Origin of the sequence: Streptomyces sp. SID486 (assembly GCF_009865385.1) — a bacterium.
GTDB lineage: Bacteria > Actinomycetota > Actinomycetes > Streptomycetales > Streptomycetaceae > Streptomyces.
In genome coordinates this window covers 1-26832 of sequence record NZ_WWJT01000595.1, presented here as the reverse complement: position 1 = coordinate 26832, position 26832 = coordinate 1, and the positions used below count along the sequence as shown (strand labels likewise).

Here is a 26832-nt window from a genome sequence, read left to right as displayed (position 1 = left end):
TCCCCCTCCCCCTCGGGTCACTCCACCCGGGCCGCCTCACCCGAGCCACTTCGCCCGGACCACCTCACCCGAGCCCCGCCACCCGAGCCACCGCGCTCGGACCGCCTCACCCACCCGGCCCAACCCACATGGCCCCTCCCTCTCCCCACTCCTAGCGTGAGGGGCATGACCGCCCCGATACCCCGGGACATACCGGACCTGCCCGCGGTCCCGGGCCCACCGATACTGCTGCCCGCGCCGGTCCCGGCCTCGGCGGTGGTGGCCCCGATCCGCCGCCCAGCGATCGCGATGTTCCGCCTCATGACCGCCGTGGCGGCGGCAGGAGGCGTAGCGCTGGAACTCCTCCTGGGCCCCCCGGCCCGCATCCTCAGCTACTTCAGCGTCCAGGCCAACATCCTGTTGACCGTGGTCATGCTCCTGTCGGCCGCAAGGGCCTGGCGCGCCCGGCGCGCGCTCCCGTCCGCCCTCACAGGCGCCGCGCTTCTCTACGCCGTGGTCGGGGCACTGGTCTACCACCTGCTCCTGGCCCATACGACGCCCCGGTTCTCCATGACCGGTGCGACGGCGGTCCCGGAACGCTGGCACGCCCAGTGGACGGCGCTCCAGGTCCTGCACCTGCTGGTTCCGACGGCGGCGGTGCTGGACTGGCTCCTCCTCACCCCGGCCGGACGCCTCCACCTCCGTCAGGCCGCGGCGTGGCTCCTCTATCCCCTGGCCTATCTGGCCTTCACCCTTATCCGGGCGGCCTTCCTGCCGGCCTCGGATCCGTCCCGCTATCTCTATCCGTTCCTGGACGTGACGGCCCACGGCTACCGCAGCACGCTGGCGAACGCCCTCCTGCTGGGCCTCGCGATGTACGCCCTCTCCGTACTCCTGGTGGGCCTGGACCACAGCCGCCCAACCCCGATCCGCCACCGCGCCTGAACCGATTTCGTCTACAGCCACCGGTGGGCTAAAGTAAACGTCGTCGCCGCGACAAGCAGCGACACCGGGGTGTGGCGCAGCTTGGCAGCGCGCTTCGTTCGGGACGAAGAGGTCGTGGGTTCAAATCCCGCCACCCCGACAGCTAGAACACCAGGTCAGGCCCGGTGCTGAGAGATCAGCGCCGGGCCTGATTTGCTTTGTGGGCCCAGCTTGGGAGCCATTTGGGGAGCCGACTTCGGGGAGCGGCTCCCAGCGAGAGGTGTTCCGCCTCGAGTACACCTTGCGCTCCGCAAGAGTCACCCCACGGCTTGTGCCGAGGAGAGAACAGACGGTACGACGATCGACATGCACCGATGGTCTCCGTTAAATGACCGGCAGCTCGCTCTCCTCACCCGCATCGGAGGCGGATCCGACCCCGTCACGTCGGACAGCCCCGAGTTCGCTCTCACCGCCCGCGCGCTCAAGGAGCGGCGCCTGATCACCATGCCCAATTGTTAAGGACGACATCCAGGCGCTCCAGCAGGGCCGGGCACACCTCCAAGCGGACGATGACGTCGTCCAGCCACTCAGTGTCCACCCGCGCCACGGCCTGGTGTGCATCTCCCCACCTCACGTGTGGCGTCGAACCCACGCTGGCCGCGGCGACTCCCGCGAAGAGGCCGAACGGGGTCGGTCGCCCGGTGGCGCGCAACAAGTAGCGGACGGTGGCCATGGCGGCGCGCCGGACTTGCTTGGGACGTGCCGGCTGCCCGGCGCAGATCGCGTCGACCCGCGTGGCGAGATCGCCGCTCGCCTGCCGTACGGCGTCGACGAACCGCGCACCAGCCCACACCTGCTTCAGCCACCTGCCGCATGCATCCGTGTCGGAGGGATCGGGCCACCACCCCGGCAGACTCGTCAGTGGCATCGCGGCGGCTCGGAGCAGCGCCGCGCCCGTGTGCTGGTAGAGCTTTTCGTCGTCGCTTCCCATGCCAATGCCTCCGCCATCAGTGCTGTGAACGGGCGGGGTCGGGAGCGGTTGCGCCCCCGACCCCGTGCACAAGCCGCCGTCAGACGGCGCTCGCGCAGGACGAGGCGCAAGAGGCCGCGCACCCGTCACCGGTGCCGCACGCCTTGGGAAGCAGGTCGGCGCCGACCTCCGTGACGATGGTCAGGTCGACGTCGAACGGGTCGGCGGGCGCCCCGGGGACGGCCGTCGCAACGGACGCCCCGGTGGTGGCCGTCGTGATCGGGCTGAGCATGGCTGCGGTCATCGCACTTCCTCTTCTGTCGGAAGGATCCGAACGGTTCGTTGTGCTGTCCGGCCTGCGTACGGAGTGCCGCAGGGCCGGGTTTCTGCATTCGCACCTTGGGTGCGGCCCCTCTCCGGTTGACCGGATTCGTGGGGGAATGGATTCGGAGCATCAGGAGAGGGGGGTCGAGGACACGGGCCGGGGCTACCGGAACTGGCCCGCGTAGAGCGTGGTCAACGTTGTGCCGGTCACCAGGACGGGCAGGAACAGCACCTGGAAGGTGCCGAAGCCGAACCGACCGACGTACGTCGCCGGATGCCGCAGCACCCATCCGACCTGGCCGAGCAGCTGCCGGAGAACCCCCTGACGCTTGGTGGTCATCACGCCGCCGACCGCCGTAAGGCCGTGGATCCGGCGGCGTCGACGACCGCCCACGGCGTCGTGATCAGCGCCCCGGTCCGAGCCTGCCAGGCAGCGAGGTTCGCCCTGTCCTCCTCCAGATGCCCCAGCATCACGAGCAGGGGGGTGACGATTCCGGCCGCCTTCCCCTGCTCGACCGCGGCCAAAGCGTTGTGCCAGCCCTCGCACAGGGCGCGGCTCTCGAACGGTGCCGCCCGGTCGACGTACGTCTCGACCGCCTCCCAGCCGGCATCGGCCACGTACCGCCGTGCGCTGGCCACGCTGTGGTCGGCGGCCTCACCGAGTGACGCGGGCAGACAGGCGTACAACACCAGGCGCGTGCCCGGGGGCACCTCGTGTGGTGCGGTCTGCCTCGCACTGCCGCTCATTCCGCGTTACCTCCAGCCAGGTGAGCCGAGACGCCAAGGGTCCGGCGCCTCGACGAAGAGCCTCGTCGGGGGCAGTCGGCGGCGGTACGCCGTCAGCACGCCGTTCGTCCGCCGTCCGGCGTTGCGCGAGGAGGCGGAGCCGCGGCGTACCGCCGCGACTCAGGCGTAGCGAGGCTGATCGGTCCAGTGCCAAGCGGAAACGAGAAGCGGCGATGGACGCGGTGAACGAAGAGCGCCTCTGCAGGCGGACGCCAGTACGGCGTCATTGGGTGAAGCTGGCCGATTGCACCGAGCCTTCGGGCCTCGCGCGGAGACACGTACGAGAGTTCCTCGATGGACGTGCCGCGCCGGAGCGGGTCGACGACGCCGTTCTGATCGCCTCGGAGCTCGTGAGCAACGCGCTCAGGCACACAGCCAGCGGACCGGACTGCATGTGTGTGGAGGTCTACCGGGACGTGGCGGTACTGCGCGTTCATGACGCGGGACGGGATGTCTCCAGGGTCCGGGCACGCTCTGCGGAGGAGTCGGTGAATGAGTTGACGGGCAGTGGTCTCGGACTGCTGCTCGTCAGCGAGTTGGCCTCCGCGTGGTCCGTCCGGCCGACCACGATCGGCAAGGAAGTGGTCGTAATTCTCGCCCTGGACGCCAGCGGGCTACCCGAGCGCGACGTTCCTCCGCACATCCCAGCGGTACGTCCGCCCCTCACGGCGGAGCTCCACCAACTAGACGGCGGACACGGAGAGTTCGACAGCCGGTAGAGCGCGAAGTCCTGAGACCGTCTCCACAACGGGCGCGGCGGGGCGCCGGCGGTTGTTGTACGCGAGGCTCAGGTGCGGCCGGAATGCGGACGTCGGCTTCTTCGGGGCCAGACCGACGCTGCTCGCTGCCTTGGCCAGCACGTGGTGCAGCCGGAGCAGGGGCTCCCAGGGGCCGAGGGACAGGCGGACGGCGCCTCGGGAGCCGGCCAGCGGCATGGCGCGTACGGAGAACGCGGAGGGCAACAGCGCCTCGGCATCCCGCGTCAGGCTGTCCAGCTGGCCGGTGGTGACGACGCCGGGCGTTCCGACTCGGGCGAGGGTGATGTGCAGTCCGTCCGCCGGCACCGGGTCGAGGCCGAGGGGTGCCAGCTCATCCTGGCAGTGCCCAGCGAGAGTCGCGAGTGGCTGATCATCCGGGAAGGTCAGCATCCAGTAGTACGCCCGGCTGCCGTCCGACCAACCGGGGCGTGCCCAGTGGTCGGTCATCTCGTCGAGTGCGCTGAACGCCGCCCAGTCGTGGGCAGCGGTGACCGCCGGATCGTGCGTGTCGGCGGGAGGCTCGGCGGGAAACGCGGCGGGATCGGCGCTGAGCAGGGGCACCCGACGTACTCCTTCGGCTTCACACTGCCCCGGAGTACGACGACACCCACGGCGCCTACGACGCGGATGACGCCATGGCCAGGGCCGCTGGCTGCGAGCTCCAGGTCCGGAACTCATCGCCATAATCGCGTACCGCCGGGTGATCACGCCACGGCCCAGCCTGCTCATGCAGGTCACGGGAGCGCTGATAGACGGAGCTGATCGGCGAGTCCCCGCACAACCGCAGGGCCTCACGGCCCAGCGCCATCGCGTGGTCGATGTCGGGCGTTCGCTGCTGCAGCAGCGCTGTGGCGACGTCGAGGCGTACGAGCGAACGGCTCCAGGAGGAGGACGAGTGCTCCACCAGATCGTCAATGTGCTCGGCGTCGCGCAGGACCTGGGCCGTGTTGCGCAGCGCCACGTGTGACGTGACGGCGTTGGCCAGCGTCCGGGCCCGTCCGTACGGCTCGAAGGAGATGCAGGAGGTGAGCCCGACGGGTACCTCGTGGAGGTCGGAGAGGCGGAGTGCCTGTCCGATGGCCTGCTCGACGGCACGCCGGTCGCCGGTCTTGGCGAGGGCCCGGGCCTGGCCGTTGGCGAGCAGGCGGATGCACTGGGCGTGGCGCGGGGCTCGCTCGACGGCCGCGGCCGCGCAGGCGTCCGCCTCGTCGTACCGGCCGGCGTAGTAGAGGCTGAAGGAGAGGGTTCCGCAGGCCCAGAGGTCGGTGTCCAGGTCGCCGATCTCACGGCTGAGATCCCGGGCTTCGGTGCAGTACGCCTCCGAGAGCGCAAAGTCGCCCGTGTTCACCGCCATGTATCCGAGCAGGCCGGAGGCACGGGCGGCGAGGCGGAAGAGCTCCCGGCGCGTGCGTGGGGGCTGGCGGCCGTCGAGGAGGGTGCGGGCGAGCTGCCGTACCTGGCGGGTCTGGGGGCGAAGAGCGTACGGCCCGTCCTGTTCGTACCGGCTGGCGATGCCCTCCAGCGAGAGGTCGAGGAAGGCGAGGGTCGCGTCGTCGGCGTTGCTGGCGGTGAGCTGCCGGATCCGGGTGACGATGTCCAGCGGGTTCTCGTCGTCCTCGCGTGGCGGAGGGGCACTCGTCGCCTGCTGGCGCGTGCTCGGCTCCTCGTCGCGGGCATGCCCGGAGTCGCCGTCGTACGCCGTGGAGAACAGCTCGGACACGGGTCTGCCCAGCATGTGCTCCAGAACTCGGCAGGCGTCAGGACGGGGCAGAGTCAGCAACTCCCCGCCGTACCAGCGGTCGAACTGGCGTGGAGAGACCTGGAGGGACGCCAGGCGGGGGTCTCGGTCGAGCTCTGCCAGCCGGGCGGCGGCCCGCTCGTATTGGGCGGCGAAAGCCTCGTGCGTCGTCAGGTGCCGTTGCTGGAGCAGCTGCCGAAGCAGCGTTGTCCGTGGCATGGCCCACCCTCCTGGTGCGGCGTGCAGGACCGACGCGAAGGCGCGTGCCGGTGGCGAGGTCGTGGCCCGCCCGCCCATCGGTCGGCTGCGGCGCATGCCCGTACGAACGCGCGCCGTGACTCCTGACAGCATGCCGACGCAACCACCAACTAGGCAATATGTCTGGTCAAGTTGACCCGTATGGGTTGTAGAGGTGTCACCGGTACGGAGAGACTTCCGGCATGGCCTTGAAGAGAAGCCTGGTCCCGCAGTCGGTGTACCGGCGACAGCTCGCGGCACGGCTGAAGGAACTGCGTGACGCGACCGGACTCACCCTCACCGAGGTCGCCGACCAACTGGAGGTCAACCAAGGGTCGCTGAGCCGGATCGAGAACGGCGAACGCGGCACGACGCCGGTCCTCGTCCGGGCACTGCTGGACCTGTACGGCGTCAAGGACGAGGACCGGCGCGCCGACGTGCTCGACCTCGTGCGAGCGGACAAGGAACAGCAGAAGCCCTGGTGGCGGAAGTACTCGACGGTGCTCACCCCGACGCGCTACGACGGGTACCTCGCGCTGGAGGCCGGCGCGACGCACCTCGCCAGCTACCAGCCGATGCTCGTGCCGGGGCTGCTCCAGACCGAGGACTACGCGCGTGCCGTGATCTCCCAGATGAGGAAGGACCTGTCCCCGCCGCAGGTCGAGTCCCTGGTCAGGGTCCGCATGGAGCGGCAGAACAGCCGCCTGGGCGGTGAGGCCCCCGCCAGGCTCTGGGCGATCCTCGACGAAGCCGTGCTGCGCAGGACGGTCGGCTCCTTTGACGTGATGCGCGACCAGATGCGGAAGCTGGTGGAGACGAGCGAGCGGCCGAACGTCACCGTGCAGCTCCTGCCGTTCTCGCTCGGCGCGCATCCCGGGCTGTACGGCCCGTTCGTCATTCTGACCTTCCCGCCCCCCACGCCGGGCCTGGTGTGGCTGGAGAATCCCAAGAACTCTGTGTACCTCGAGTCCCCGGAGGACGTGGACAACTACACGGACACCTTCGATCAGTTGAGAGACAGCGCCCTCGACCCGTCGGAGACTCGCACCCGCATCGCACGCATCAGCAAGGAGCTCGAAGAGTGAGCACGCCCAGCACGACTGCCCAGCACGACGTCGATCTCGCGCACGCGCGGTGGCGGAAGAGCTCGTACAGCGGGGGTGCGAACGACTGCGTGGAAGTCGCGGAACTGAGCGAACACGCCGCAGTGCGCGACTCCAAGGACATCGGCCGCCGGCCGTTGCTGTTCTCGAAGGCCGCGATGCACGCGCTGGTCAGTGGAATTGCCCGCGGGCCCCTCGGTGAGCGTTGGGGCTGAGAAGAGAGCTGGGGCGTAAGGAGGAAGCCGTGATGGTCGTCGTAGTAGGCGCAGCCATCGGCGGTCGTCGCGGGGGCATGCCTATGGCACGGTCCGGGCCACCGAAGCCCACGGCTGCACCCCACCAACTTAATCCGTCAGTCGGCGGAGCCTGGCAAGGAAGCCGTCGATCTCCGCGAGCTCTGGTGCTTGAGGGCCTCGGTAACGTCCCATCGCGTCACGGAGGACGACCGCAGCGGCGCGCGCCTGAGAGAACCTTTCAGCCCCGGCTTCCAGCCGCATGATCCGAGCGAGCGCATCGAGATGCCGGTCGACAGCTCCCTGGTCGTGCTCGTCCGGCTCTTGCCGTACATAGGCGCCGAAGGCTGCCAGGGCCTCCGTGGACTCACCGAGCTCCATGCGGCACTGGGCCGCGTAGTACCGGCACTCCTGGACCAATGCGTCGCCGGTGTCGTACCGACCGCTCAGCGCCGTACCGACCCGCTCGAAGAGTGCGGCGGCTTCACGGAAGGAGCCACCCAGGTAGTGCACATGGGCCAAGGACAGGCTCAGATCCTCGATCATGGTGTCATCCGCCGCCCGCGCCAGGGCGTCCGTGAGCAGGTCTGCGGCCTGCGCGAACTGGCCTTCCTCGGTAAGTTTCGCCGCTCGGTCGACCGCCTCGTCGAATTCGTCGTCCGCCAGTGGCCTGGTTGCGGCGGGAGGCTGGGCAGGAACCGGGGTGTCTGTCGCGGTGAGGTGGGTCCAGCCACCGAAGGGCCGGGTGAACGGCCGACAAGGGTCCAGGTCTCGGCCATCGGACGCCAGCAGCGGGAGAATACCGGGCGGGGTGCCCTTGAGGGCGTGGGGGAGGAGCGCCTCGTAGACAGCCGCTGCGGCGACTCGCTGCTCGGACTCCTTCGCCAGCATGGCTCGCAGCAGTTGCTCGATCTCGCCGGGCACATCGGGGCGCAGGACCCTGACGGACGGCGGCTCGCTGTGCACGTGGTGCCAGAGGTAGGAACGGTCGTCCGATGCCGTGAAAGGGGTACGCCCTGTGAGCAGTTCGTAGAGCACGCAGGCGAGGGCGTAGATGTCGGCGGCTGGGCTGACCGTGTTGGCAAGGCACTGTTCAGGCGAGATGTACGCGGGAGTGCCGACCGTCATGCCCTCCTGCGTGAGATGGGGGTGTGTCCCGGCGCCGAGGAGGGCGGCGACACCGAAGTCGAGCACCTTAACCACTCCGCCGGGGGTGAGCATCAGGTTCGCCGGCTTGATGTCGCGGTGCACGATGCCCCGGCGGTGGACCTCGTCCAGGACGGAGGCGATCTGCACGCCGATGGCGGCTGCCCACGCGAGCGGTAGCGGCTCGTAGTCGTAGTCCGTGTCCCAGATTAAGGTCGAGATCTCACGTCCCTTCAGCAGTTGCATGACGATGTACAGCTGGCCGGTCTCGTCGTCGACGCCTGTGTCGTAGACCGCCGGGATTCCAGGGTGGTCGTGGAGGTCGGCGGTGGTACAGACCTCCCGGAGAAAGCGCTGGCGCCTGGTCTCCAGCGCTTCGTCCTGACCTGCCCGTCCAGCCGCGAACGGGGCGGGGGACGGTTCGACACGCATCAACTTGACCGCGACGCGCCGGTCCAACCGCTCGTCGTACGCCTGCCAGACGTCGCTCATGCCACCAGAGCCGATCGGCTCCTTGAACCGGTAGCGGCCAGCGAGCACTCTCGCCGGTTCCGCCCCGTCCTGCTCCGGTGTCCCGTCCCCCATCGGCTTCCCTCTCGGTGCGATTGCTGCACTGATCGCGTGACAAAGCTACGGCGCAGGGGGCTCCGTGCGCTTGTGAGCGCCGCTTTTGAGCTGGGCGGCTCGCTCTGCGGTCGCCTGCCGGTCTGCCTCCCGTCGTGCCGGGCGGCGGATGAGGTTGTACGACTGTGCCGTCGCCACCTTCTTGAACAGGCGGTTGACGTTGTCGTCGTCGAAATAGCGGACCATCAGGGCGTCGTTGGATTGTGCCTGCTTGATGACGAAGCCGTCCATGTCCTTGGCGAGTTCGCGGCCATAGGTCTCCGAGTCCTGGGCCAGGGCCAGCTGCTGCATGTCCGGGTCCTCGGCGATGGTCACGACGAGCTGGCCGAGCAGGATCTGGTCCGCGGTGGTGAGCCCTGCCCCGTGCTCCTCGTTCAGCTCGTCGATGATCTCCATGAGAGACCGCTCTTCGACTTCCGGTGCGGAGCCCGCCGCCTCCGGCACCAGTCCGGGCAGCACCTGGGCACCAGCGGCTTCCAGCTTCAGCTCCGGGGTGCCCGTCTGCTGCACCCGCATGTGGCTGGGCACCGTCTCCCCTATGTCGGCGGCGGCGGTACCGGTTTGGCGGGGCAGCCGCCTGAGCAGGAACCGCCCGTACTGGAAGAGCCGTTCGAGTTCCGTACTGTCGAAACCGATGACGTGCGACAGCCAGCCGTATGCCTTGACGTATGACTCCAGGGCGCGCCGGAAGTCCTCCGCCTTGTCCGGTTCCTGGGCGGCCAGCGCGTTGAAGCGGTCCACGGCCGGGGCGGTGTAGTGGTACAGCTTGGCGTGGGCCTTCATGATCTGCTCCTCGGTGGCCCGGCCACCGTCGAGAGCCTCGAAGTACGCCTTGACGAGGGCGTCCATCTCGGACTCGACGAGCAGCTGGTACGCGATGACCTCGTCCAGCCGGTCGAAGAGCAGATTGGGATCGGTGATCTCGGTCAGTGACGCCTCGTAGTACTTCTGGAAGGCGTCCAGAATCACTTCGGGCTTGTTAGCGAAGTCCAGGACAAAAAGGTCCTCCTGGGACTTGAGCGGATGAGTGCGGTTCAGCCGGGAGAGCGTCTGCACGGCGGCGACGCCGGCCAGGGGCTTGTCGACGTACATCGTCGTCAGCAGCGGCTGATCGAAGCCTGTCTGGTACTTCTCCGCCACGACCAGGATGCGGTACTCAGGCTTGGGTATGGTCGGGGCGCTCGGGTCGTCCGCTCGTACGTAGCCGAAGCGGCCAGGCAGCTCCTTCTCCGGGAAACCGTTGAGCTTCGCCTCGGTGTACTCGATGCTGTTGACCTTGACCGCGCCGGAGAAGGCCACGAGAGTGCCGCAGTCGGCGAGGCCGCGCTCCTCGATGTAGCTGCGGATGGCCTGGTAGAGACGTACGGCGTGCTCACGCCTGGGGGTAACGACCATGGCCTTCGCGCGTCCGCCGAGTTTGTCCGCGGTGTGCGATCGGAAATGCTCCACGATGATCTTCGCGCGTGAGGCCATCGAAGCGTCCGACATCAGGGCCGCACGCACCAGCTTGGCACGCGCCTTGCGAGGATCCACCTGCCGCTCGGCCTCCTCGGCCGCCGCCTGCTGCAGCTTGAAGTAGGTGCCGTAGGTGGCGTACGTGCCCAACACGTCTAGGATGAAGCCCTCTTCGATGGCCTGGCGCATCGAGTACACATGGAACGGCGCGTACTCGTCGCTGTCCGGAACGGGAACGCCGAAGAGGTGGAGCGTCTTGGGCTTGGGCGTGGCGGTGAACGCGAAGAACGACATGTTCGGCTGCTGGCCCCGCGCCAGCGCCTCGGCGGTGAGCGGGTCGCCGTCCTCGTCGACAGTGTGCGCGCCGAGAGCCTTCTTCAGCGCCGCCGAGCCGTCGCCACCCTGGGAGGAGTGCGCCTCGTCGATGATCACGGCGTAGCGCAGGGTGCCGAGTCCGCCGACTTTCTTCAGGACGTACGGGAACTTCTGGAGCGTGGTGATCACGATCCGAGCCGTGGAACCGGTGAGCGCCTCGGCCAGCTGGGCGGAGTCCTCATCGATCCGCTGCACCACGCCGGGAGTGTGGGTGAACTGGAAGATGGTGTCCTGAAGTTGCTTGTCCAGGACCCGGCGGTCCGTGATGACAATGACCTTGTCGAACACTGGCTCGTTGGTGCCCAGCCCCTTGGCACGGACAGCCTCGCCCAGGTGCGCCGGGTCCTCGGGGGTGTGAAGGGAGGACAGCCGGTGCGCCAGCCAGGCGATGGTGTTGGACTTCCCGGAGCCCGCCGAGTGCTGGATCAGGTAGTTCTCTCCGGCCCCGTGCTGGGCCGCGTGTGCGGTGAGCTGTCGCACGGCGTGCCACTGATGGAACCGGGGGAAGATCATCGGCTGAGTGTGCGCGCTGCCCGGACGGTGCGACGGAGCCTTGCCGGCCTTCGCCTGTGCATCCTCGATATGAAGGAAGCGCTCAAGCAGCTCCAGCCAGTTGTCCCGCGCCCAGACCTGCTGCCAGAGGTACGACACTGGGTACGTCCCGTCGGTCTCGGCGCGGCTGGGGTTCCCCGCGCCGCCGATCTGCCCCGGACCGCCAGACCCCATATTGAAGGGGAGGAAGCGGGTCTTGGGCCCGGCCAGGCGGGTGGTGAGGAACGCCAGCGTCGGGTCGACGGCGAAGTGCACCAGGGTCCGTTTGGCGAAGAACAGCTCCTTCGGGTCGCGATCGGTGCGGTACTGGCGGATCGCGTCATCGGCGGTCTGTGGATGCTCAGTGGTGTGGTTCTTGAGCTCGACTGAGGCCAGCGGCAGCCCGTTCAGGAAGAAGGCCAGGTCGACGGACTTGGCGGGCGTCTTCGCGGAGTAGTGGAACTGCCGGACGACGGTAAGCCTGTTGGCGTTGTAGTTGTCCAGCGCGCCGACCGCGAGAGTGTGCGCGGGGCGGAAGTACGCCAGCTGGAACTTGACCCGTTTGTCGACGACGCCGTGGCGGAGTACGTCGAGGACGCCGCGGGAGTCGATCTGCTGGGCGATCCGCTTGGCGAACCGTTGAATCGCGACCTTCTCGTCGGCGCCGTACTCGGCTTGAAGGCGCAGCCAGGCGTCGTTCTGCGTCGCGCCGAGGAAAACGGAGAGCTCGGACGTGTCGATGCCGAGCTCGTGGTTGTAGGTGTTGGCGAGGCCCCGCTCCCAGCCGTGCGTGAGGAGGGCGTCTTCGACGGCGGTCTCGAAGGCCGACTCGTCGTCAACGCGGTGTCTGGTTGAGGTCAGGGGCACGGAAGGTGTCTCCTTCGGACAGAGGGACTGGGCAACGACGCAATGGAAAGCGATCCGTCAGATGGCGGACGAACGGCCAGCAGTTGTGACGTCGAAGTGGCCTGTGACGGCCGCGGTGATCAAAGCTTGCCGCCGCTCAGCCAAGAGCGCGACCTGTTCTGAAATTGCTGTCTTTAGTTCTTCCGTCTTTGCAGCTTGCGCTTCGAGTGCCGTTGCTAGATTTTCTTGAGCTTGCAGTTCCGGAAACTTGAAACGGAAACCACCGATTTGATCTCCACTGAGATGAGGAACGGAAACCCCGGTCATTTCCGACTCGACGGCGAGGCGGAATTGCGTGGAACGGAGAACCCAGTAAATGAATTTCGTGTTAATGTTCGGAGACTTTGGGCGCAAACAGGCAACTCGCTGCAAGAGGAGCGCAGGCAGGTCACATTGCCTGATGGAGGCGATGCGCGCACCGCCCGCCACCCAGGGGCGATCCATTCCGACTACGAGATCTCCTTCGCGCAAAGCGAATCGATGCGGAACCGGGGCGGAGTTAACGTCCCAGTATTCGACGTCACCCCATACGATCCTCCCGGGCGCGATATTGATGCCTCGAAGAAGCCGCACCCCGCCGCCCTCGGTTAGGAATCCAGAACTTGGGAACGCGTATCCTGGGATCACCTCGCAAAAGCGTGATACCTTTCCATCCTGCCAGGTGTTCTGTTCACAGCCGCCGCCGATCTCATTAAGTGCGTCGCGATCGCCCGCAACAACGCCATCGACCAGTTGCGTAAGTCGCAGGTCCAACAGTTCAATCTGAGCTTTACGCATTTCTGCCAAACGATCAATGTGGGCAGTTTCAGCGTCTAGGAAGCTGGCAACCCGGCGCTGCTCCTCCATGGATGGGATTGGCAGCTGAATGTCTCGCACCACCTCAAGGTTGATTCGAGCGCGCGTTGAACCGCGTGTCAGCGAAGACACTTGATCAGACACGAAAGATGAGCTGAGAGCCCATGCCGCATATCGGTGAGTAAGACGTTTCTCATCGAGCCGAACACGGAAGCAATCCGCCTTCACGATCGCAGGGCCTAGATGGCCAGGAGCCACGCATGCGCGACCCACAGGATGATTACCGTCGCCGAGTCCAGCGATGATTAGATCTCCAGGAAGGACCTCGTGACGCCGGAGTTCCTTGAAGTAATCCAGAGAGATGTAAGCGGCATTCATATCCTTAAAGACAGCAGACCCAACGTTCCCCAGTCGAATTACACGAGCACCCTCATCAGCGTAATGGCTGCTAGTCAGAGCGCTGCCGAAGGGTCCGTCAGTAATATCCGTAATGAATCGCCGCAGAGGAAACTGGCGGTAGCGAATTTCTGCAGTAGTGGTCACGCGGTTACCTCGCCCAGCAGCCTTTGAATCTTCGCCTCAAGCGACTTCAGCTCCGCATCGATCTTCGCAAGTGGCTTCGGCGGCTCATATACATAGAAGTGCCGCGTGAACGGAATTTCGTATCCCTCTTTGTATCGCTCGGTCGTCTTCGTTTTCGGGTTCTTGATCTCAGCAATCCAAGCATCATTGACGTGCGGCTTCACCTCCGCCTCCAGGTACTCGTCGATGTCCTGGTCCATCGGAACATTTTCCGCGTCACGTAGCTCCGGGTCATGTTCAGGCTGCTTCCCCTTCAGGTACTGCACCTCGCCCTCGGGGTCGCGCACGCCAACCGCGTCTCGAAGAGCCTTCTGGAAAGTGGCGGAGGAGGGCCAGAGCAGGCCGGCCGCGGTAATGGCGTTGTGTAGGGCGTCCCACGCCTCTGCCTTCGTCCGCCACACCCCGCCGATCAGCGGCTTGAGTGCGTCCGCGAACTCCCTCTGCCGCTTGGCAAGTTCCTGCGGGTCGGTTGTCTTGTCGCCGAGGACCTTCCCGAGGGCAGCGGACTCGGCCAACTGCGCCAGTGTGTCTTCGGTGACCTCGAAGCGGAGCTTGAGCGGGCGGTCGACGGTGATGCGCTTGTAGCCGTACTCCTTGTTGGGGAGGATCTTGATCTTGGCGTGGTCGGGGTGGTTCTCATCCGCCGCGATCTGCTCGGCGTCGCGGTACATGGCACAGATGTGGCGGATCTGCTCCTCGGAGATCTCCTTACGCTTCTCGCCGAGCGACTTACGGCGCTTGACGCACTCGCTCCGCGCGTCGAGGAGGATGACCTTGCCCTTGCGCTGCTTGGGCTTGCGGTTGGAGAGGATCCAGAAGTACGTCGAGATGCCGGTGTTGTAGAAGAGCTGGTCCGGCAATCCGACGATGGCCTCCAGGTAGTCGCACTCAAGGATCCAGCGCCTGATCTCGGACTCCCCGGACCCAGCCCCACCCGTGAAAAGCGGGGAGCCGTTGAAGACGATCGCGATGCGCGAGCCACCGGTCAGTTCGCCCTGTTCATTCTTCTTCGGCTGCTTCATCTTGTGGAGCATGTGCTGGAGGAAGAGGAAGGAGCCGTCGTTGATGCGGGGCAGCCCGGCGCCGAAGCGACCGGCGAAGCCCTTCTCCTCGTGCTCCTCCTTCACCGCCTTCTCGGACTTCTTCCACTCGACCCCGAAGGGCGGGTTGGCCAGCATGTACGTGAACGTCGAGCCCTCGTGCCAGTCGCGCGTGAAGGAGTTACCAAAGCGAATATTGTCGGCCGCGTGTCCCTTCAGGAGCATGTCTGAGCGGCAGATGGCGTACGACTCGGCGTTGATCTCCTGCCCGTACAGGTTGACCCTCGTGTCCGGGTTGATCTGCTTGATGTGCTCCTCGGCCGCGGCGAGCATGCCGCCCGTGCCGCATGCCGGGTCGAGGATGTCGACGACCTGTCCGGGACGGAGGAACGCCTTGTCGTCTGGCCCCAGCAGCAGCTCGACCATCAGCTTGACGATCTCGCGCGGGGTGAAGTGCTCACCGGCGGTCTCGTTTGAGGCGTCCGCGAACTTACGGATGAGTTCCTCGAAGACATAGCCCATGTCGTGGTTACTGACCCACCTGGGGCTGAGGTCGATGTCCGAGAACTTCTTCACCACCTGGTACAGCAGACCGGCGTCGTTCAGCCGCTCGATCTGGATGTGGAAGTCGTAGCGGTCGATGATCTCGGTGGCCTCCGGGGAGAAACCCCGGATGAAGTCCTTCAGGTTGGTGTAGACGTTCTTGTCGTCGCTGCCGATGGTTTTGAAGTCCTGCTTCGAGACGTTGTAGAAGGGCAGCTCGGCCACGGCCCGCAGCAGTGCGTGCGGGCGCTCCCCGGTGTACGACTCGGCGCGGTCCCGGACCGCCTGGCGGGTTCCCTTCTCCTCCAGTACGCAGTCGAGTCGGCGCAGTACGGTGAGCGGCAGGATGACCTTGGCGTACTCGGACCGTTTGTAGTCCCCGCGCAACAGGTCGGCCACCGACCAGATGAAGTCGGCCAACTGCTGGTTGGTGTCGCTCACTTGTCACCTTTTCGTGTCATGTCTGGCGCAAGAGCGCCGTTGGTCAAACCGTCGTAGGCGAGCTGGGCAGCCCGGTCGCTCATCTTGGCAACTTCCTTGATCCTCCGCTCGAACTCTCCCAACTCGCGGAAGATTTCCCCGTAACGGCGCTGCTGTTCGATGTCCATCTGCGGCAGCTGAGCGCCCCGCAGATCGGCCCGGTGTGTGCCCGTGCTGGAAGTGTTGCGGCGGGTGTTGCCAGCGCTACGGAGGAATCCACGGAGGTAGTCGGTGTCAAGCTGGTCGCTCGTGGAGATGGTTTCGCTGCCCTCCGTGGCTACCAGCCCAGCCTGGGCAAGGTCACTGACATCGACGGCGTTCAGCTCGTCCATCGTGCCTGCGCCGGGACCCGGTGGCAGGGCCGGGAGCAGTGCCGCAAGTTCGCGAAGCTGCTCTCCGATTGCTCGGCGCAACTCTGCGTACTCATCGGGGTAGTCGGGCTGGGCGGCGGTGACGTACGTGGTGGGGCTGAGGTCGACGTCATCGCGGAGCAGGTTGATCAGAGGTACGTCGGCGACCTGGTCCGGAGCCGGGTCGAGGGGGCCGTCGGGGTCGATGGCTGTGAGGTCGACCATGCGTACGGAGCGGACTTCGTCGCCGGGCATGGCGGGGCGGCGGAGCTCCCACAGCAGCAGCGGCATGCTGTGGCTGCTCGCGAAGCCGGCGGGGAGAGCGGTCACCGAGACGAGGAGCCCCTTGCGTACGAGTTCGCTGCGGATGCGGCGGCCGCTCTTGCGGTAGGCGGCGGACGGCGGCAGCGCGATGATCGTGCGTCCGCCGGGCGCTGTGTGGAAGTAGCAGTGCTGGAGCCACGCGAGGTCGCTCTCCGCGCGCGGTGGGACGCCGAGTTCCCAGCGTGGATCGAGCAACAGATCCTCGCGCCCCCAGTCGGGCTGTCCCAAGGGCGGGTCGCAGACAACGAGTTGAGCCCGCAGGCCGGGAAGGCGGTCGTCCCGAAGCGAGTCCCCGGCCTCCACCTGCGCCGGAGGACCGTCAGCGAAGCCGTTGCGCAGCCGGGCCAGGCGCACCAGGCCGGGGTTGGTGTCCTGGCCGGCGAGCAGGGTCGTCCGTGGGCCCGCCACTGCGAGAAGGAGGGAGCCGATGCCGCAGGTGGGATCGTACGCTGATCCGTCCGCCGTGCCCGCGCAGTGAGCGAAGGCGCGGACGAGCCGGGACGAGGAGACCGCCTGAGCACCGCTTCGGCCGACGGAGGCGAGGTACCGGCTGATCAGGTCCTCGAAGAGCTGAGGCGCGGATCGCTCTTCGACGAGCCGGTCGACCGCGCTGGACAGCTCGTCGGGCACCTCCCCGGACTCACCGGACTCGTCTCCGCTCAGCGTGGAGCCGATGTGGGCGAGCGCGGTGGTCATGTCGTCACCGTGAGCCGTGCGCAGAAACTGCCAGAGAGCGACTTCCGGTGAGGCCCCACGCCCCTTGCGCTGGCCCATAAGCCACTTCTCCACCTCGGAGAGCGAGAAGAGTGGGCCTGCCGCAGTTCCGCCCACGGGTGGGGGGAAGTCGTCATGACGCCGTCGCCAGTTTGCGACAGCGGCCCTGGTCACACCCGCGAGCCGCGCGATCTGCGCAGCCGTGACCACGGACGCCGAAGCGGTTCCCTCATCAGACATGAGACCGACGGTACACGCCCGTGGTGATCAAGTAAATCTGTTAGCGCGTTGACAGTGCTAACAATCTAGTGTCACCCTTCGGTGGTCGCCGCGGTGAGCACTCGCTCCACGTGGCGCCCCTCGCTCTTCGCCGTATTACCCCTCACATTCCGGATGCCGCTGCCGGCCGCGAAGCCGCTCGCACGAGCTCGATGCTTCGTCTTCAGCACCTACCGGGCCGCGACTGACTCAGCCCCCTCTCCCGCACGAGCCGTTCCACCGCCCATCGACCGTGCCGATACGTCGGCGAAAGGTGACAGCCATGGCCCGCAACAAGAAGCCCCCGACCACCCACAAGGCGTCCCTGTACCGCATCAGGACCCCGGAAGGCCCTGGCCTTGATCTGAACACCGTCGTTTCCGAGCACTATCTGAGCCGCGAGGGGTTCAAGGCCGCGCCCTTCGATCATGGCGGCCTCCAGGGCCTCCTGGTCACTGGCACCATCACCCGTGGCCGTAGCGCCTGGTGCGAGGTCGCCGAGTCCCTCACCGGCCTCACCGCTCACGAGGAGAACCGGACGGCCGCGGGGCTGTTGCTGGTCCGCACCCGGAGATCCGTCTACGCCCTCACCTACGGCATGGGCCATCTCATGATCGAATCGTCCCGGCTCGACTCCGGCTTCGGGCTGGAGTTTGCTATTCGATGCCTCGACGAGAACAGCATCACCCTGGTCCGCCACCACCTCATGGACGCCCGCGGTCGTACCGACGAGAACACCGCGACGCGCGGCGAGCACATCCGCGGCTTCGGCATCGAACGGTTCGGCGACATAGTCAGCAAGATCACCGGAACCGTCTCCGGTATCACCCTCACCTACACCCAGGACGGCAACCGTTCCGCGCGCATCACCGGCAGCGACAACTCCGTCAAGCTTCCCCTCGCCCGCACGTCGGCGGAACTCCTGAGCGACCTCAACGCCATCGAGGACATCTGCGATCAGCCCGAACCGCTCCCCGGGTTCGATCTCGTCGCCCGTGTCCGCTCCCTCAAGGGCAGAGGCAAGACAGAACTCGTACGACGACTCGACGGCAAGCTCGACGAGATGCTGGCCAACCCGGATGCGCCGCGGATGGCCCTGAGTGCGCCAAGTGAATGTCTGGACCGCTTCGGTTTCGCAGACACCTTCACCATCTCCAAGGGCACGAAGACGGAAGCCGTGGAAGAGCTCGAACTGGACCACATCCTCGCCTCTGTCCGCGATCTGCCTGCGGGAAGCCGCCTGAAGACGCTCAAGGACATACGTGTTCAGATGTTCGGCGACCAGTCCGCCGAGGAGCCGATCAGCCGCAAGGTCGCGGCGCACCGCTGGTTGACGGCCGAAGTCGTCGAGGGCGCTGCGCACTACTTCTACTGGCAGGGCGTCTGGTACGAGGTGGGCGAGGAGTACCTCAGCGCGATAGAGGACGGCATCCAGGAACTGCTCGACCGCTCCACCAAGGTCATCCTGCCCCCGTGGCCCAAGGGCAAGGACGAGGGTTGGTACAACGAGCAGGCGGCAAAGCAGCCCGGATACACCCTGCTTGACAAGAAGACCGTCCGAACCAAGAAGTTCAAGGGCGGCGGGCTGGAGATCTGCGACCTCCTCGGCCCCGAAGGCCAGCTCATCCACGTCAAGAAGGCGGACAAGAGCACCGCTGACCTCAACCACCTGTTCGCTCAGGGCCGGGTCTCCATCGAAACTCTCCGGTACGACGCAGATGTGCGCCAGAAGTTCCTCGCCCGTCTCGCCGAGACCCGCTCCGGCGACTCGTTCATGGACGCGCTGAGCGCACCGACCGTTGTCTTCGCGATCCTCCTCAAGGGAGGAAAGCCCATCACCGTCGACTCTCTGTTCGCTTTCGCCCAGGTCTCGCTCCTTCAGGCGGCTACCGCCCTCCAGGGCATGGGAGCCACGGTCGAGGTCGTCGCGATCACACGCTGACGGACGTCTTCCGTCTGAACGGCGACATGCCGAGGTTCCCCAGCACGGACAACGCATCCCATGAAACTGCCGTACCGCGCGGGACGGCGAGCAAGGAGAGAAGTGAGCGTCGAAAGCGAGCAGTACGCACTCGTCATGGAGCGGTTGAAGGCCGACTTCCCGGACCTGGCCGCTCAGCTGGATCAGGAGCTCAAACGGGGCCGTGCGGTGTCCGGTCAGAAGCTCCGGCGTGAGGAGAGGCACGAGAGGGCCAGCAGGCTGGAGGAAGCGCATCTGCCGGCTCTCGGGAAGACCGACGTCGCCGTGATCCCGTACAGCGGCGAGGAACGCGTCGAACTGATCCGGGAGGCGCTCCTCACGCTTGCCGAGACCATGTACGCCTCTCGGCAGGCGACCCTGAAGCTGACCATGGAGCGGGGCATGGAGCAGGAGATCCGATTCGGTGACCCCGAGGAGGAGAACCTGTCCTTCATTCACCTTCGTGAAGAAACGGAGCGGGCCAGGGTCGTGCTGGAGACCGTGCGGGACCTCCTCTCCGAGGGCCTCGACGAGATGCAGCCGGAGGGTGCCCGATGAGCAGGACCGACCTCATCCTCGCCATTGAGAAGGCGATCGGTGTCCTGAGCCAGGTCTACAGGAACGACGCGGACGAGTCGGACCTGTACGAGGCTTCGCTGCTGGTCCTTGCACTGGAGGCAGCACAGTCCGCCGGGGGCACGGTGCTGCTGACACAGGATGGCAGCAGCCCTGCCTCTGCTCTCCGGTTCCGCCGGGCTCCGGGAAACCTGTGGTCGGGCGACTTCACCTACGCGCTGGTGACCTTCCCCGGTCTGCAGAAGCAGCTGGAGATCCACCTCGGCGTGTACGTCCTCGGCAGCTCGCGGGTCGCGCATGAATGCGATGTAGCCGTCATCGACCACCTGGAGGCAGAACGCAGCCGCCGGGGTGCGGTCCATCCCCGGCACAGCAGGGGGCTGATCGCCTCGATCGAGGCGAAGAACTACAGCACCTCACCCGGCCTCGGGATCGGCCGTGCGTTCCTGGGGTTGTCCACAGAACTTGGCCAGAAGCGCTGTTCCCTGGTGTTTCCGTCGACGAGCTCGTCCAATCTGGCCGCGCTCATCGCGAACAAGCCCAGCGAGACGTACGACGAGCTGTTGCCGGGCAAGGACGCGTCGGCTCGGCTCCGTTCCCACCTTGACCAGGCCATCCGGAACTGGAAGGCGGGCATGTGAGATGGCCGTCTCTATAGGAGATGAGTTCCCCAGTTAGGTGCGTCGAGCGAGCCAAGTCCCGTCGATGGCCGAACCACCTCCCTGGACCCTGGGCGTCGGCCGCCGTGCCGATCGAGATATAGATCCTTAAGATTCCGTCAACGAAGTCGAGGGGGAATGCCTTGTCCAGCTCCAGTGATCAACCAGACGGCACGCATCAAGCGCCGGCTTTGGCCGTACCCTTCGAGTCGGTTATCAGCAGCGTCAAACGCGGCTACGCCGTCAAGGCCCAAGCATCTGAGGGGGCTTGCGCGGCCGATCAGCCGGGGGCCGTCCGATTGGTATGGCTCAGGCATCTCGGCCGGGACGGGTCGATCGCCGAACCCGACGAGGAAGCCGATGTCTGGCGGGACGATGTGCCGGACCGCTTTCACCTTCAAGCCGGCGACCTACTGCTGTCCGAAGTGGTCACTGGTCGTCCCAAGGCAGCCCGTGTCGAGGAACACGACCTGCCCGCGGCTGCCGTCGGCAGCATCCTCGTCCTCCGCCCTGTCGGCACTCTGACCGCGGAGCACGCTCGCCTGATCCTCGCCTTCCTGCGCTCCGAAGACGTCGGACGCCTGGCAAAAGGCGCGTTTGGCCGGATACGACTCTCGCCCAAGGACCTTCATTCGCTCATGCTGCCGAAGGCTGACGAAGCACTCTCAGCCGCGCTCGACGAACTAGACACGGCTGGTCGGCGGATGAGTGGCTGGAGCGCTGAAGCAACGACCCTGGCCGGATCCGTCTTCGACATAGACGTAAGCCTGGAGGATGCCCGGCGATCCATCATTGAGGCTGGCCGGCTCACCCGTTTGCGAGCTGAAGCTGCTGCCCAGCTGGATGATCCCGGCTATATCGTCCGCACGCGATTCCCCTACCCGGTCGCGCTACGGTGGCGGGAAGTCGAGGCTCGGATGAGCGCAGAGGACCTCGGGCCAGCCTACGAAGCCGTTCTTGAAGCAGCCGAAGTCCTGTTGGGTTACAGCGCCCTGGTCACCGGGGCCCTCGCGCAGGAAGCCACCATCGAGCTCACCTCCATAGGGGCGCTTCAGCGCAAGCTGTCCAGTGCACCGGGCGGTCCAGGGCTGGGAGAGTGGACCGCTGTCCTGCAGGAAATCAGCGGGAACAGGAAGCGGCGCGGACTGCGGATGGATCACCCTCTCCACGAGCTGGGAACCCTTCTCGGCAGTGATGAAGCCCAGCAGGCACGTGGTCGCCTCGCCGACCGACGGAATGCCAAGGCCCACGGGCGTGGACCTGACGCCGTCACTCTTCCCGCCGCTCTGGAGGAAGCGTTCCGGGACCTCTCACTCCTGGTGTTCCGCGCCCGATTCCTCGCTGACCTACCCCTCATCCACGTGACATCCGCGAGCTGGGACGCCTTCGAAGGTGAGGCAACGCTCATGCTCCGGCGCCTCATGGGCGACCACCCGGTAGTACCCACATCGACCATGCAGTACGCAAGCAATGAAATCGAAAGAGGAAGTCTGTACCTCGCGGACCGTGACCACCGCCTATACCTTCTGAGGCCCTTCCTCACCTGCGAGGTGTGCGAGACATGCCATACGTGGTCGACCTTCCACGCGGACAAGGAGAAGGGCAACCTGGTGCAGAAAAGCCTTGAACACGGCCATCACTACCCCTACAGAGGAAACACCCAAGTCCTTCAGCAGGCCGGCTTGCTCTAATCGGGAAGCGCCGAGGCCGGTAGACGGTCAACCACAGCGGGTGCTCAGTGGCAGAGAACCGTGTTGTGGACGTGCATCCGGTAGAGCTGTCACAGCAACAGCTGGGCCCAGCAACGCCTGCCTGCTGGGCCCTGTCCGCGTTGTACCCCTCAGGAAAGAGACCCCTCCTCCGCGCTGCGCGGCTAGCGTGATCGGCCATGAGACTGAAGCCAGGGATCACCCTGGAGCACGCCCAAGAAGAGCTGCGCCAAGCCCTAAACCTGCTGACGAACGCGCAATCGGGCCAGAGGTACGAGTCGCCTTGGCAGAGCTACGTGATCGCGGTCGACCAGGCCCTGCCGCATCTGGCCGTTTTCACCGAGCCTGACCTCGCCAGCGGCCTGCTGTCCCCCACGTACTGGCACCTGCTCCCCGTCGCCGGGATGGGACCGGAGGCTGGCCGCGTGGTCTACCGCGAGTTGCGCACGCAGATCGCGACGCTCGAGCTGGCTGAGGAAGAGCTACTACAGCTCAAGCAGTACGCGGAGCGCCCCGGCGTGCCGGTGGTCCTGGACACCAACATTCTGAACTGGTGGGAGCAGCCCCACACCATTAACTGGCGCCAGCTCTTCAAAGACGAGGGCATTGACGCCTCGTCCGCCCGCCTCGTGGTGCCCCTTGTCGTCATTGAGGAGCTGGACCGGCAGAAATACGGCGCAGGATTGCTGGCCAAGCGCGCCGCCACCGCGATCCGTTATCTCGACCAGAAGTTGACTGGCATCACCCCTGGCGAGCCGGTGAAACTCACCGACAACGCCACCCTTGAAGTCAGCCTCGGCACGAGGCACGGCCAACCCGGCACGGAGGCGGACACAGCCATCCTGACGTGCGCTGCCGATCTCAACCAGTTACTTCCGGACGCAGGCACGCGGGTGCTGACCGACGACACAAACATGCGTCTGCGCGCCGCGCACATGGGTCTGCAGACTCTGCGCCTACCCGAGCGGCATCGCAAGCCGGGCACAGCCATGAGTGACACAGAACCCTGAGATCACAGCGCACTGAGGGCCTCATCGCATTGCAGTAGAGGCCCTCATGGCCATGACCGGATCGGCGCGGACCTGGGCAGACGGCCTCCGTCCGCCAGCCCATGCTGGGCTCCGACCAGGACTTCCTCTCCGTCCGGACTACGTCGACAGCCTTCGTAGCCGAGCCGCGGACAACGCATAGGACCGCAGAGTGACCACCGTCCTAGTGACGGGCCTCCGTGGGAGCCATCTGGGAGCCAACCCCCTCCCCGAGCCCCTTCGAGACCACCCGAGACCACGACAGCCCGACGCTCTGAACAGGGAAAACGCCATCCGCACTGGCTAGATCAGCAACCGAACCTCATTCGGGACGAAGAGGTCGTGGGTTCAAATCCCGCCACCCCGACAGCCGTAACAGCAGGTGAGGCACCTACGAACATTCGTAGGTGCCTCACCTGTTTCTGCGTGCGTATCTATCTGCGTGACTACCGCTTTCCGCGCGCCTACTGCCGCCGCTCCTACGCCCCGAAGATCCCGTCCATGACCATGGCGCCGGTCTGGATCACGAGCCGGATCTGCCTCCGGTAGACCTCCTCGGTCACGGCGGTCCCGGAGTGCCCGACGAGACGGGAGATCTCTTCCAGCGGTACACCACGGTCGGACAGCAGGGACACGAAGCTGTGCCGCAGCTCCCTCGGCGTCCACTCGTCAGGGTTGATCCCGTCGATGCCCTTGAGCGCCTGGCGGAAGGCACGGCGGACGTTGGCGGCATCGAGAGGCTTGCCCACGGCCGAGGAGAAGACGAGGCCGTGTTCCTCCCACTTGTCCTCAACGGCGAGCCGATCCCAGCCCTGATCTTCAAACTGCTGCCCAAGAGCGTCCACGCAGCGCACCGGCAGAGCGAGCGTGCGCCGGGACTTCCGGGGCATTTCGCATCGGCTTCCGGGTCGAATGACCGAAAGCGGGGACAGGGTCGGCGCCGTCGGGATCATCCGCGCGCCTCTCCGCTGGACGCGCCGCGCCGGCCGCGCGTCTTGCGGTCACGTCAGGTGGCGGGCGGCCCGCTGTTCCGCACACCGGCTCCCCCTCAGTTCGCGTCCGTCCAGACTGCTTGCAGATCCTCGCACCGCACGGTGATCGACCCGTCGGTGAGCGCGATCTCGTGCACGCAGCCACCGCCTTCCTCGGGGAGGATCTCGTCGAGGAGGACGGTGTCGACCTTCATCCAGTCGATGGCGTGTTCATAGTCGATGGAGAAGTGCGTCACGCGCGAGTAGCTGATGCGCAGGCCGGTGTCGTGCTTGAACCTGTTGGGTGCGAAGTCCAGGACCAACTCGCCGCTCTTGTCGGTGGCCAGGTGGACCCCGGTGAGTTCCAGATCCTTCACACAGCGGATGGCGGCCCCGATGTCATAGTGCCCGGGGTCTGTTGCGAAAGACCGGGCGCCCGGGGGCAGGGCGGGGCGCAGGCGCGGCAGTTCGGCCAGGTAGGCGTGCGCGTCCAGACGGAACCCGGGCACCTCGGGATCCCAGTCCGCCTTGACGAATCTCATGGACAGCCTTCCTGTGAGAGGGGAGGGCGACGCCATTCGTCGCCGGAGACGTCGTCGGTTCCGTTGGGTCCGATGCGCCCGATTCTGCGCATCGTGTCTGCGCTTCGTGTCTGCGCGTCGTGTCGATGGCTCGTCCCTTGATGGCATTCTCCCCGGCCGGCGGAACGATGACATACGGCATCGGGTCCAGGCTGTTCCGGTCATTTCCGGTGCGTGGGATGGTGCGGGAACTTCGTGGGAGGCGGTGGTCGTCTGCGTGGGTGGGGCGTCCGGCGTGGACAGCGGTTCGTGCGGCGGAAAAGGCAGGGAGGGGCCGGGGATGGCTGAGGAGATCGGGATCGCGGAGGCTGTGGAGCATCTGCGGGCGGAGTTGGTGGCCGCCGCCGCGGGCAGTGGCAGCGGTCCTCGATTCGAGGTGGGGCCGGTGGAACTGGAGTTCTCGGTGGAGATGCGCAAGGAGGGTGGCGCCAAGACCGGGTTGAAGGCGTGGGTGGTGTCGGCCGGAGCGGAGGCGTCGGTGTCGAGGGCGTCGGTGCACCGGGTGAAGCTGGTGCTGACACCGAAGGACACCGGGACCGGCGGCGCGTACCACGTGAACACCGACCGGCCGGACGGGACGGGCGAGTTGCTGGGGTCCCGGTTCGGCGAGTGACCGGGGCGGCCCCCCGCGCCTCGGGAGGTCCGCGCGGGTCAGGGAGAGGCACCCGGGGACAGGGATCGGGGAGGCGGGGCGGGGGTGGACACTGCACGGGTGGCGGTGGTGCGGTCCGGTGGTGCCCGGGGGTCGGGGTACGTGCTGGGCGGTGGGCTGGTGCTGACGGCCGCGCACGTGCTCGAGGACCGCGAGCGGGTGTCGGTCCAACTGCCGTACCGGGCCGGACGGGTGCCGTGTCAGGTGGTCTGGGAACGGCTGGAGGACGGCCCGCGGGGATGGGATGCGGCGCTGCTGCTGGCCCGGGAGGACCTGTCCGACGGGCCCTTGCCCGCCGTCCGGTGGGGGCGGCTGGTGACCATACGGCCCTGCCCCGCGCAGGCTCTGGGCTATCCGGTCGTGGGGCAGGCGGGCGGGGACGCGGTGTCGCGCGTTCAGGTCGACGGGCGCGTCCTGCCGGAAAGCGGTCGGGACAGGGACCGGTACGTCCTGGTCGGTGACGCGGGAGCCGAGCCGCGGGAGGGTGCCCTGCCGTGGGGCGGGATGTCCGGGGCTGCGTTGTGGTGCGGCAGCACACCGGGGGCGGTGCCGCTGCTGACCGGGGTGGTGGCCGGTGACCCGCCCGGCTGGCATCACACCCGGCTGGAGGCCGTACCCGCCTATGTGCTGGCCTCGGATCCGGTGGTGCGGGAGCTGGTCGAGGAGCACACCGGGCGGGCGATGCTGCTGGAGCCCGCGGACCTGCAGCACCTCACCGACCGTACCGCGACGCCCCGGCCGCCCCGCTCCCCGGCTGATCTCCTGCGCCCGGAGCAGGCGGTGGTGTCCTTCATGGGCCGCGAGGACCTGCTCGACGACTTGACCCGCTGGTGCCAGCCGCCCCCGGACCGGACGTGGCCCGCCCCCCACGACGGCCCGGCCGCGAGGTGGGCGTGGGAGCAGAACCTGGTGCGGGCCCGGCTGCTCACGGGGCCGGGCGGCGCGGGCAAGACCCGGCTCGCCGCCGAGCTGGCCGCCCGGATGACGGGCCTGGGCTGGACCGCGATCCGCCTGGCCACCGGTACGAGGACGCCGCTGGACTCCCTGTCCCAGGTGCGCCGGCCGTTGCTGGTCGTCGTCGACTACGCCGAGACCCGCACCGCGCAGCTCCACGCCCTGCTGGAGGCGGTCGACCACGACCAGGTCACCAGCCCCGTACGCGTCCTGGTCCTGGCCCGCGCCGCGGGAGACTGGTGGACCCGGGCCACCGAGCACCCCCACAGCCGGGCCCTGGCCACCGCCCCCGTCACACCGGTCGCGGCCCTGCACCACACCCCGCGAGAGCGCGCCGGCGCCTACCGGCAGGCTCTGGGGCATTTCAGCACCCGGCTGCGCCGGCTCTTCCCCGCCACCGACTGGGCGGCCCTCCCGGCCGCCCTGTCCGCCGCGAACGCGATGCCCGCGCTGGCCGGCCCCGAGTACGACACACCGCTGTCGGTGCAGATGGCCGCCCTCCTCGCCCTCCTCGACAGCAGCGACAGCAGCGACAGCAACGACAGCAACGACAGCAACGACAGCAAC

23 protein-coding genes, 1 tRNA gene and 1 pseudogene are annotated in these 26832 nt (G+C 66.9%); 12 read left to right on the top strand and 13 right to left on the bottom strand.

The window, feature by feature from the left end:
- Window positions 1-165 precede the first annotated feature (165 nt).
- Both GT045_RS27980 and GT045_RS27975 read left to right on the top strand, forming a co-directional pair.
- Complete coding sequence (locus GT045_RS27980; RefSeq protein ID WP_161335892.1) at window positions 166-924, top strand: Pr6Pr family membrane protein; 759 nt, start codon at window positions 166-168, stop codon at window positions 922-924.
- 65 nt (window positions 925-989) lie between these two features.
- A tRNA-Pro gene (locus GT045_RS27975) sits at window positions 990-1063 on the top strand.
- Window positions 1064-1402: 339 nt separating this feature from the next.
- On the opposite strand, the gene GT045_RS27970 is transcribed toward GT045_RS27975, so the two are convergent.
- From GT045_RS27970 to GT045_RS40070, 4 genes are all read right to left on the bottom strand, one after another.
- Window positions 1403-1894, bottom strand: a complete 492-nt coding sequence (locus GT045_RS27970; protein WP_237538922.1) for a lantibiotic dehydratase — start codon at window positions 1892-1894, stop codon at window positions 1403-1405.
- A gap of 79 nt (window positions 1895-1973) precedes the next feature.
- The gene (gene fxlA, locus GT045_RS27965) at window positions 1974-2177 is read right to left on the bottom strand and encodes an FxLD family lanthipeptide (protein WP_161335890.1); all 204 of its coding nucleotides are present in this window, start codon (window positions 2175-2177) and stop codon (window positions 1974-1976) included.
- A 183-nt stretch (window positions 2178-2360) separates the two neighbouring features.
- Entirely contained in the window at window positions 2361-2537 is a 177-nt protein-coding gene (locus tag GT045_RS39105) for a hypothetical protein (RefSeq protein WP_170198239.1), read from the bottom strand.
- Window positions 2537-2944, bottom strand: coding sequence for a hypothetical protein (locus GT045_RS40070; protein ID WP_237538921.1), 408 nt, complete (start codon window positions 2942-2944; stop codon window positions 2537-2539). Before GT045_RS40070 ends, GT045_RS39105 begins: the two co-directional genes overlap by 1 nt.
- Window positions 2945-3156: 212 nt before the next feature.
- Here GT045_RS40070 and GT045_RS27955 point away from each other — a divergent pair, with 212 nt between their 5' ends.
- Complete coding sequence (locus GT045_RS27955; RefSeq protein ID WP_161335888.1) at window positions 3157-3702, top strand: ATP-binding protein; 546 nt, start codon at window positions 3157-3159, stop codon at window positions 3700-3702.
- Here the strand turns inward: GT045_RS27955 and GT045_RS27950 are convergent.
- Together GT045_RS27950 and GT045_RS27945 are read right to left on the bottom strand one after the other, a co-directional pair.
- Window positions 3667-4302 carry a 2'-5' RNA ligase family protein gene (locus GT045_RS27950; protein ID WP_345942779.1) on the bottom strand — a complete coding sequence of 212 codons (636 nt, stop codon included), beginning with the start codon at window positions 4300-4302 and terminating at the stop codon, window positions 3667-3669. The genes GT045_RS27955 and GT045_RS27950 overlap by 36 nt on opposite strands.
- A 55-nt stretch (window positions 4303-4357) precedes the next feature.
- Window positions 4358-5698 carry a hypothetical protein gene (locus GT045_RS27945; RefSeq protein WP_161335884.1) on the bottom strand — a complete coding sequence of 447 codons (1341 nt, stop codon included), beginning with the start codon at window positions 5696-5698 and terminating at the stop codon, window positions 4358-4360.
- Window positions 5699-5919: 221 nt separating this feature from the next.
- On the opposite strand from GT045_RS27945, the gene GT045_RS27940 reads away from it, so the two are divergent.
- Both GT045_RS27940 and GT045_RS27935 read left to right on the top strand, forming a co-directional pair.
- The gene (locus GT045_RS27940; protein WP_161335882.1) at window positions 5920-6801 is read left to right on the top strand and encodes a helix-turn-helix transcriptional regulator; all 882 of its coding nucleotides are present in this window, start codon (window positions 5920-5922) and stop codon (window positions 6799-6801) included.
- On the top strand, window positions 6798-7034 hold the full coding sequence (locus tag GT045_RS27935; RefSeq protein WP_161335880.1) for a DUF397 domain-containing protein: 237 nt from the start codon (window positions 6798-6800) through the stop codon (window positions 7032-7034). Before GT045_RS27940 ends, GT045_RS27935 begins: the two co-directional genes overlap by 4 nt.
- Before the next feature lie 129 nt (window positions 7035-7163).
- On the opposite strand, the gene GT045_RS27930 is transcribed toward GT045_RS27935, so the two are convergent.
- Genes GT045_RS27930 through GT045_RS27910 form a run of 5 tightly spaced genes read right to left on the bottom strand, consistent with a single transcriptional unit; the run spans window position 7164 to window position 16899 of the window.
- Entirely contained in the window at window positions 7164-8783 is a 1620-nt protein-coding gene (locus GT045_RS27930; RefSeq protein ID WP_161335878.1) for a protein kinase, read from the bottom strand.
- Between the two features lie 45 nt (window positions 8784-8828).
- Complete coding sequence (locus GT045_RS27925) at window positions 8829-12050, bottom strand: type I restriction endonuclease (protein WP_345942778.1); 3222 nt, start codon at window positions 12048-12050, stop codon at window positions 8829-8831.
- Between the two features lie 57 nt (window positions 12051-12107).
- Window positions 12108-13427 (bottom strand): restriction endonuclease subunit S, encoded by a 1320-nt coding sequence (locus GT045_RS27920; RefSeq protein WP_161335877.1) that lies wholly within the window; start codon window positions 13425-13427, stop codon window positions 12108-12110.
- Window positions 13424-15490: a class I SAM-dependent DNA methyltransferase gene (locus GT045_RS27915; protein ID WP_161335875.1), complete on the bottom strand. Its 2067-nt coding sequence runs from the start codon at window positions 15488-15490 to the stop codon at window positions 13424-13426. The genes GT045_RS27920 and GT045_RS27915 overlap by 4 nt, the downstream gene beginning before the upstream one ends.
- The gene (locus tag GT045_RS27910) at window positions 15487-16899 is read right to left on the bottom strand and encodes an N-6 DNA methylase (protein WP_237538919.1); all 1413 of its coding nucleotides are present in this window, start codon (window positions 16897-16899) and stop codon (window positions 15487-15489) included. The genes GT045_RS27915 and GT045_RS27910 overlap by 4 nt, the downstream gene beginning before the upstream one ends.
- Window positions 16900-17458: 559 nt before the next feature.
- On the opposite strand from GT045_RS27910, the gene GT045_RS27905 reads away from it, so the two are divergent.
- From GT045_RS27905 to GT045_RS27885, 5 genes are all read left to right on the top strand, one after another.
- Complete coding sequence (locus GT045_RS27905; protein ID WP_161335873.1) at window positions 17459-19117, top strand: DUF6119 family protein; 1659 nt, start codon at window positions 17459-17461, stop codon at window positions 19115-19117.
- A gap of 60 nt (window positions 19118-19177) precedes the next feature.
- A complete protein-coding gene (locus tag GT045_RS27900) occupies window positions 19178-19693 on the top strand; it encodes a hypothetical protein (RefSeq protein WP_161335871.1) in 516 nt (171 codons plus the stop codon).
- Window positions 19690-20352, top strand: coding sequence for a hypothetical protein (locus GT045_RS27895; protein ID WP_161335869.1), 663 nt, complete (start codon window positions 19690-19692; stop codon window positions 20350-20352). Before GT045_RS27900 ends, GT045_RS27895 begins: the two co-directional genes overlap by 4 nt.
- 161 nt (window positions 20353-20513) lie before the next feature.
- On the top strand, window positions 20514-22061 hold the full coding sequence (locus GT045_RS27890; protein WP_237538917.1) for a restriction endonuclease: 1548 nt from the start codon (window positions 20514-20516) through the stop codon (window positions 22059-22061).
- Between the two features lie 197 nt (window positions 22062-22258).
- Window positions 22259-23089 (top strand): PIN domain-containing protein, encoded by an 831-nt coding sequence (locus GT045_RS27885; protein ID WP_161335868.1) that lies wholly within the window; start codon window positions 22259-22261, stop codon window positions 23087-23089.
- 497 nt (window positions 23090-23586) lie between these two features.
- On the opposite strand, the pseudogene GT045_RS27880 reads toward GT045_RS27885, so the two are convergent.
- Both GT045_RS27880 and GT045_RS27875 read right to left on the bottom strand, forming a co-directional pair.
- Window positions 23587-23991 (bottom strand): annotated as a pseudogene (locus GT045_RS27880) (tyrosine-type recombinase/integrase); the annotation flags it as partial.
- Window positions 23992-24155: 164 nt separating this feature from the next.
- On the bottom strand, window positions 24156-24620 hold the full coding sequence (locus GT045_RS27875; RefSeq protein WP_161335866.1) for a hypothetical protein: 465 nt from the start codon (window positions 24618-24620) through the stop codon (window positions 24156-24158).
- Between the two features lie 319 nt (window positions 24621-24939).
- Here GT045_RS27875 and GT045_RS27870 point away from each other — a divergent pair, with 319 nt between their 5' ends.
- Window positions 24940-25272 (top strand): trypco2 family protein, encoded by a 333-nt coding sequence (locus GT045_RS27870; protein ID WP_161335864.1) that lies wholly within the window; start codon window positions 24940-24942, stop codon window positions 25270-25272.
- 84 nt (window positions 25273-25356) lie between these two features.
- The coding region (locus GT045_RS27865) for a serine protease (protein ID WP_345942777.1) at window positions 25357-26832 on the top strand (1476 nt) is incomplete at its 3' end.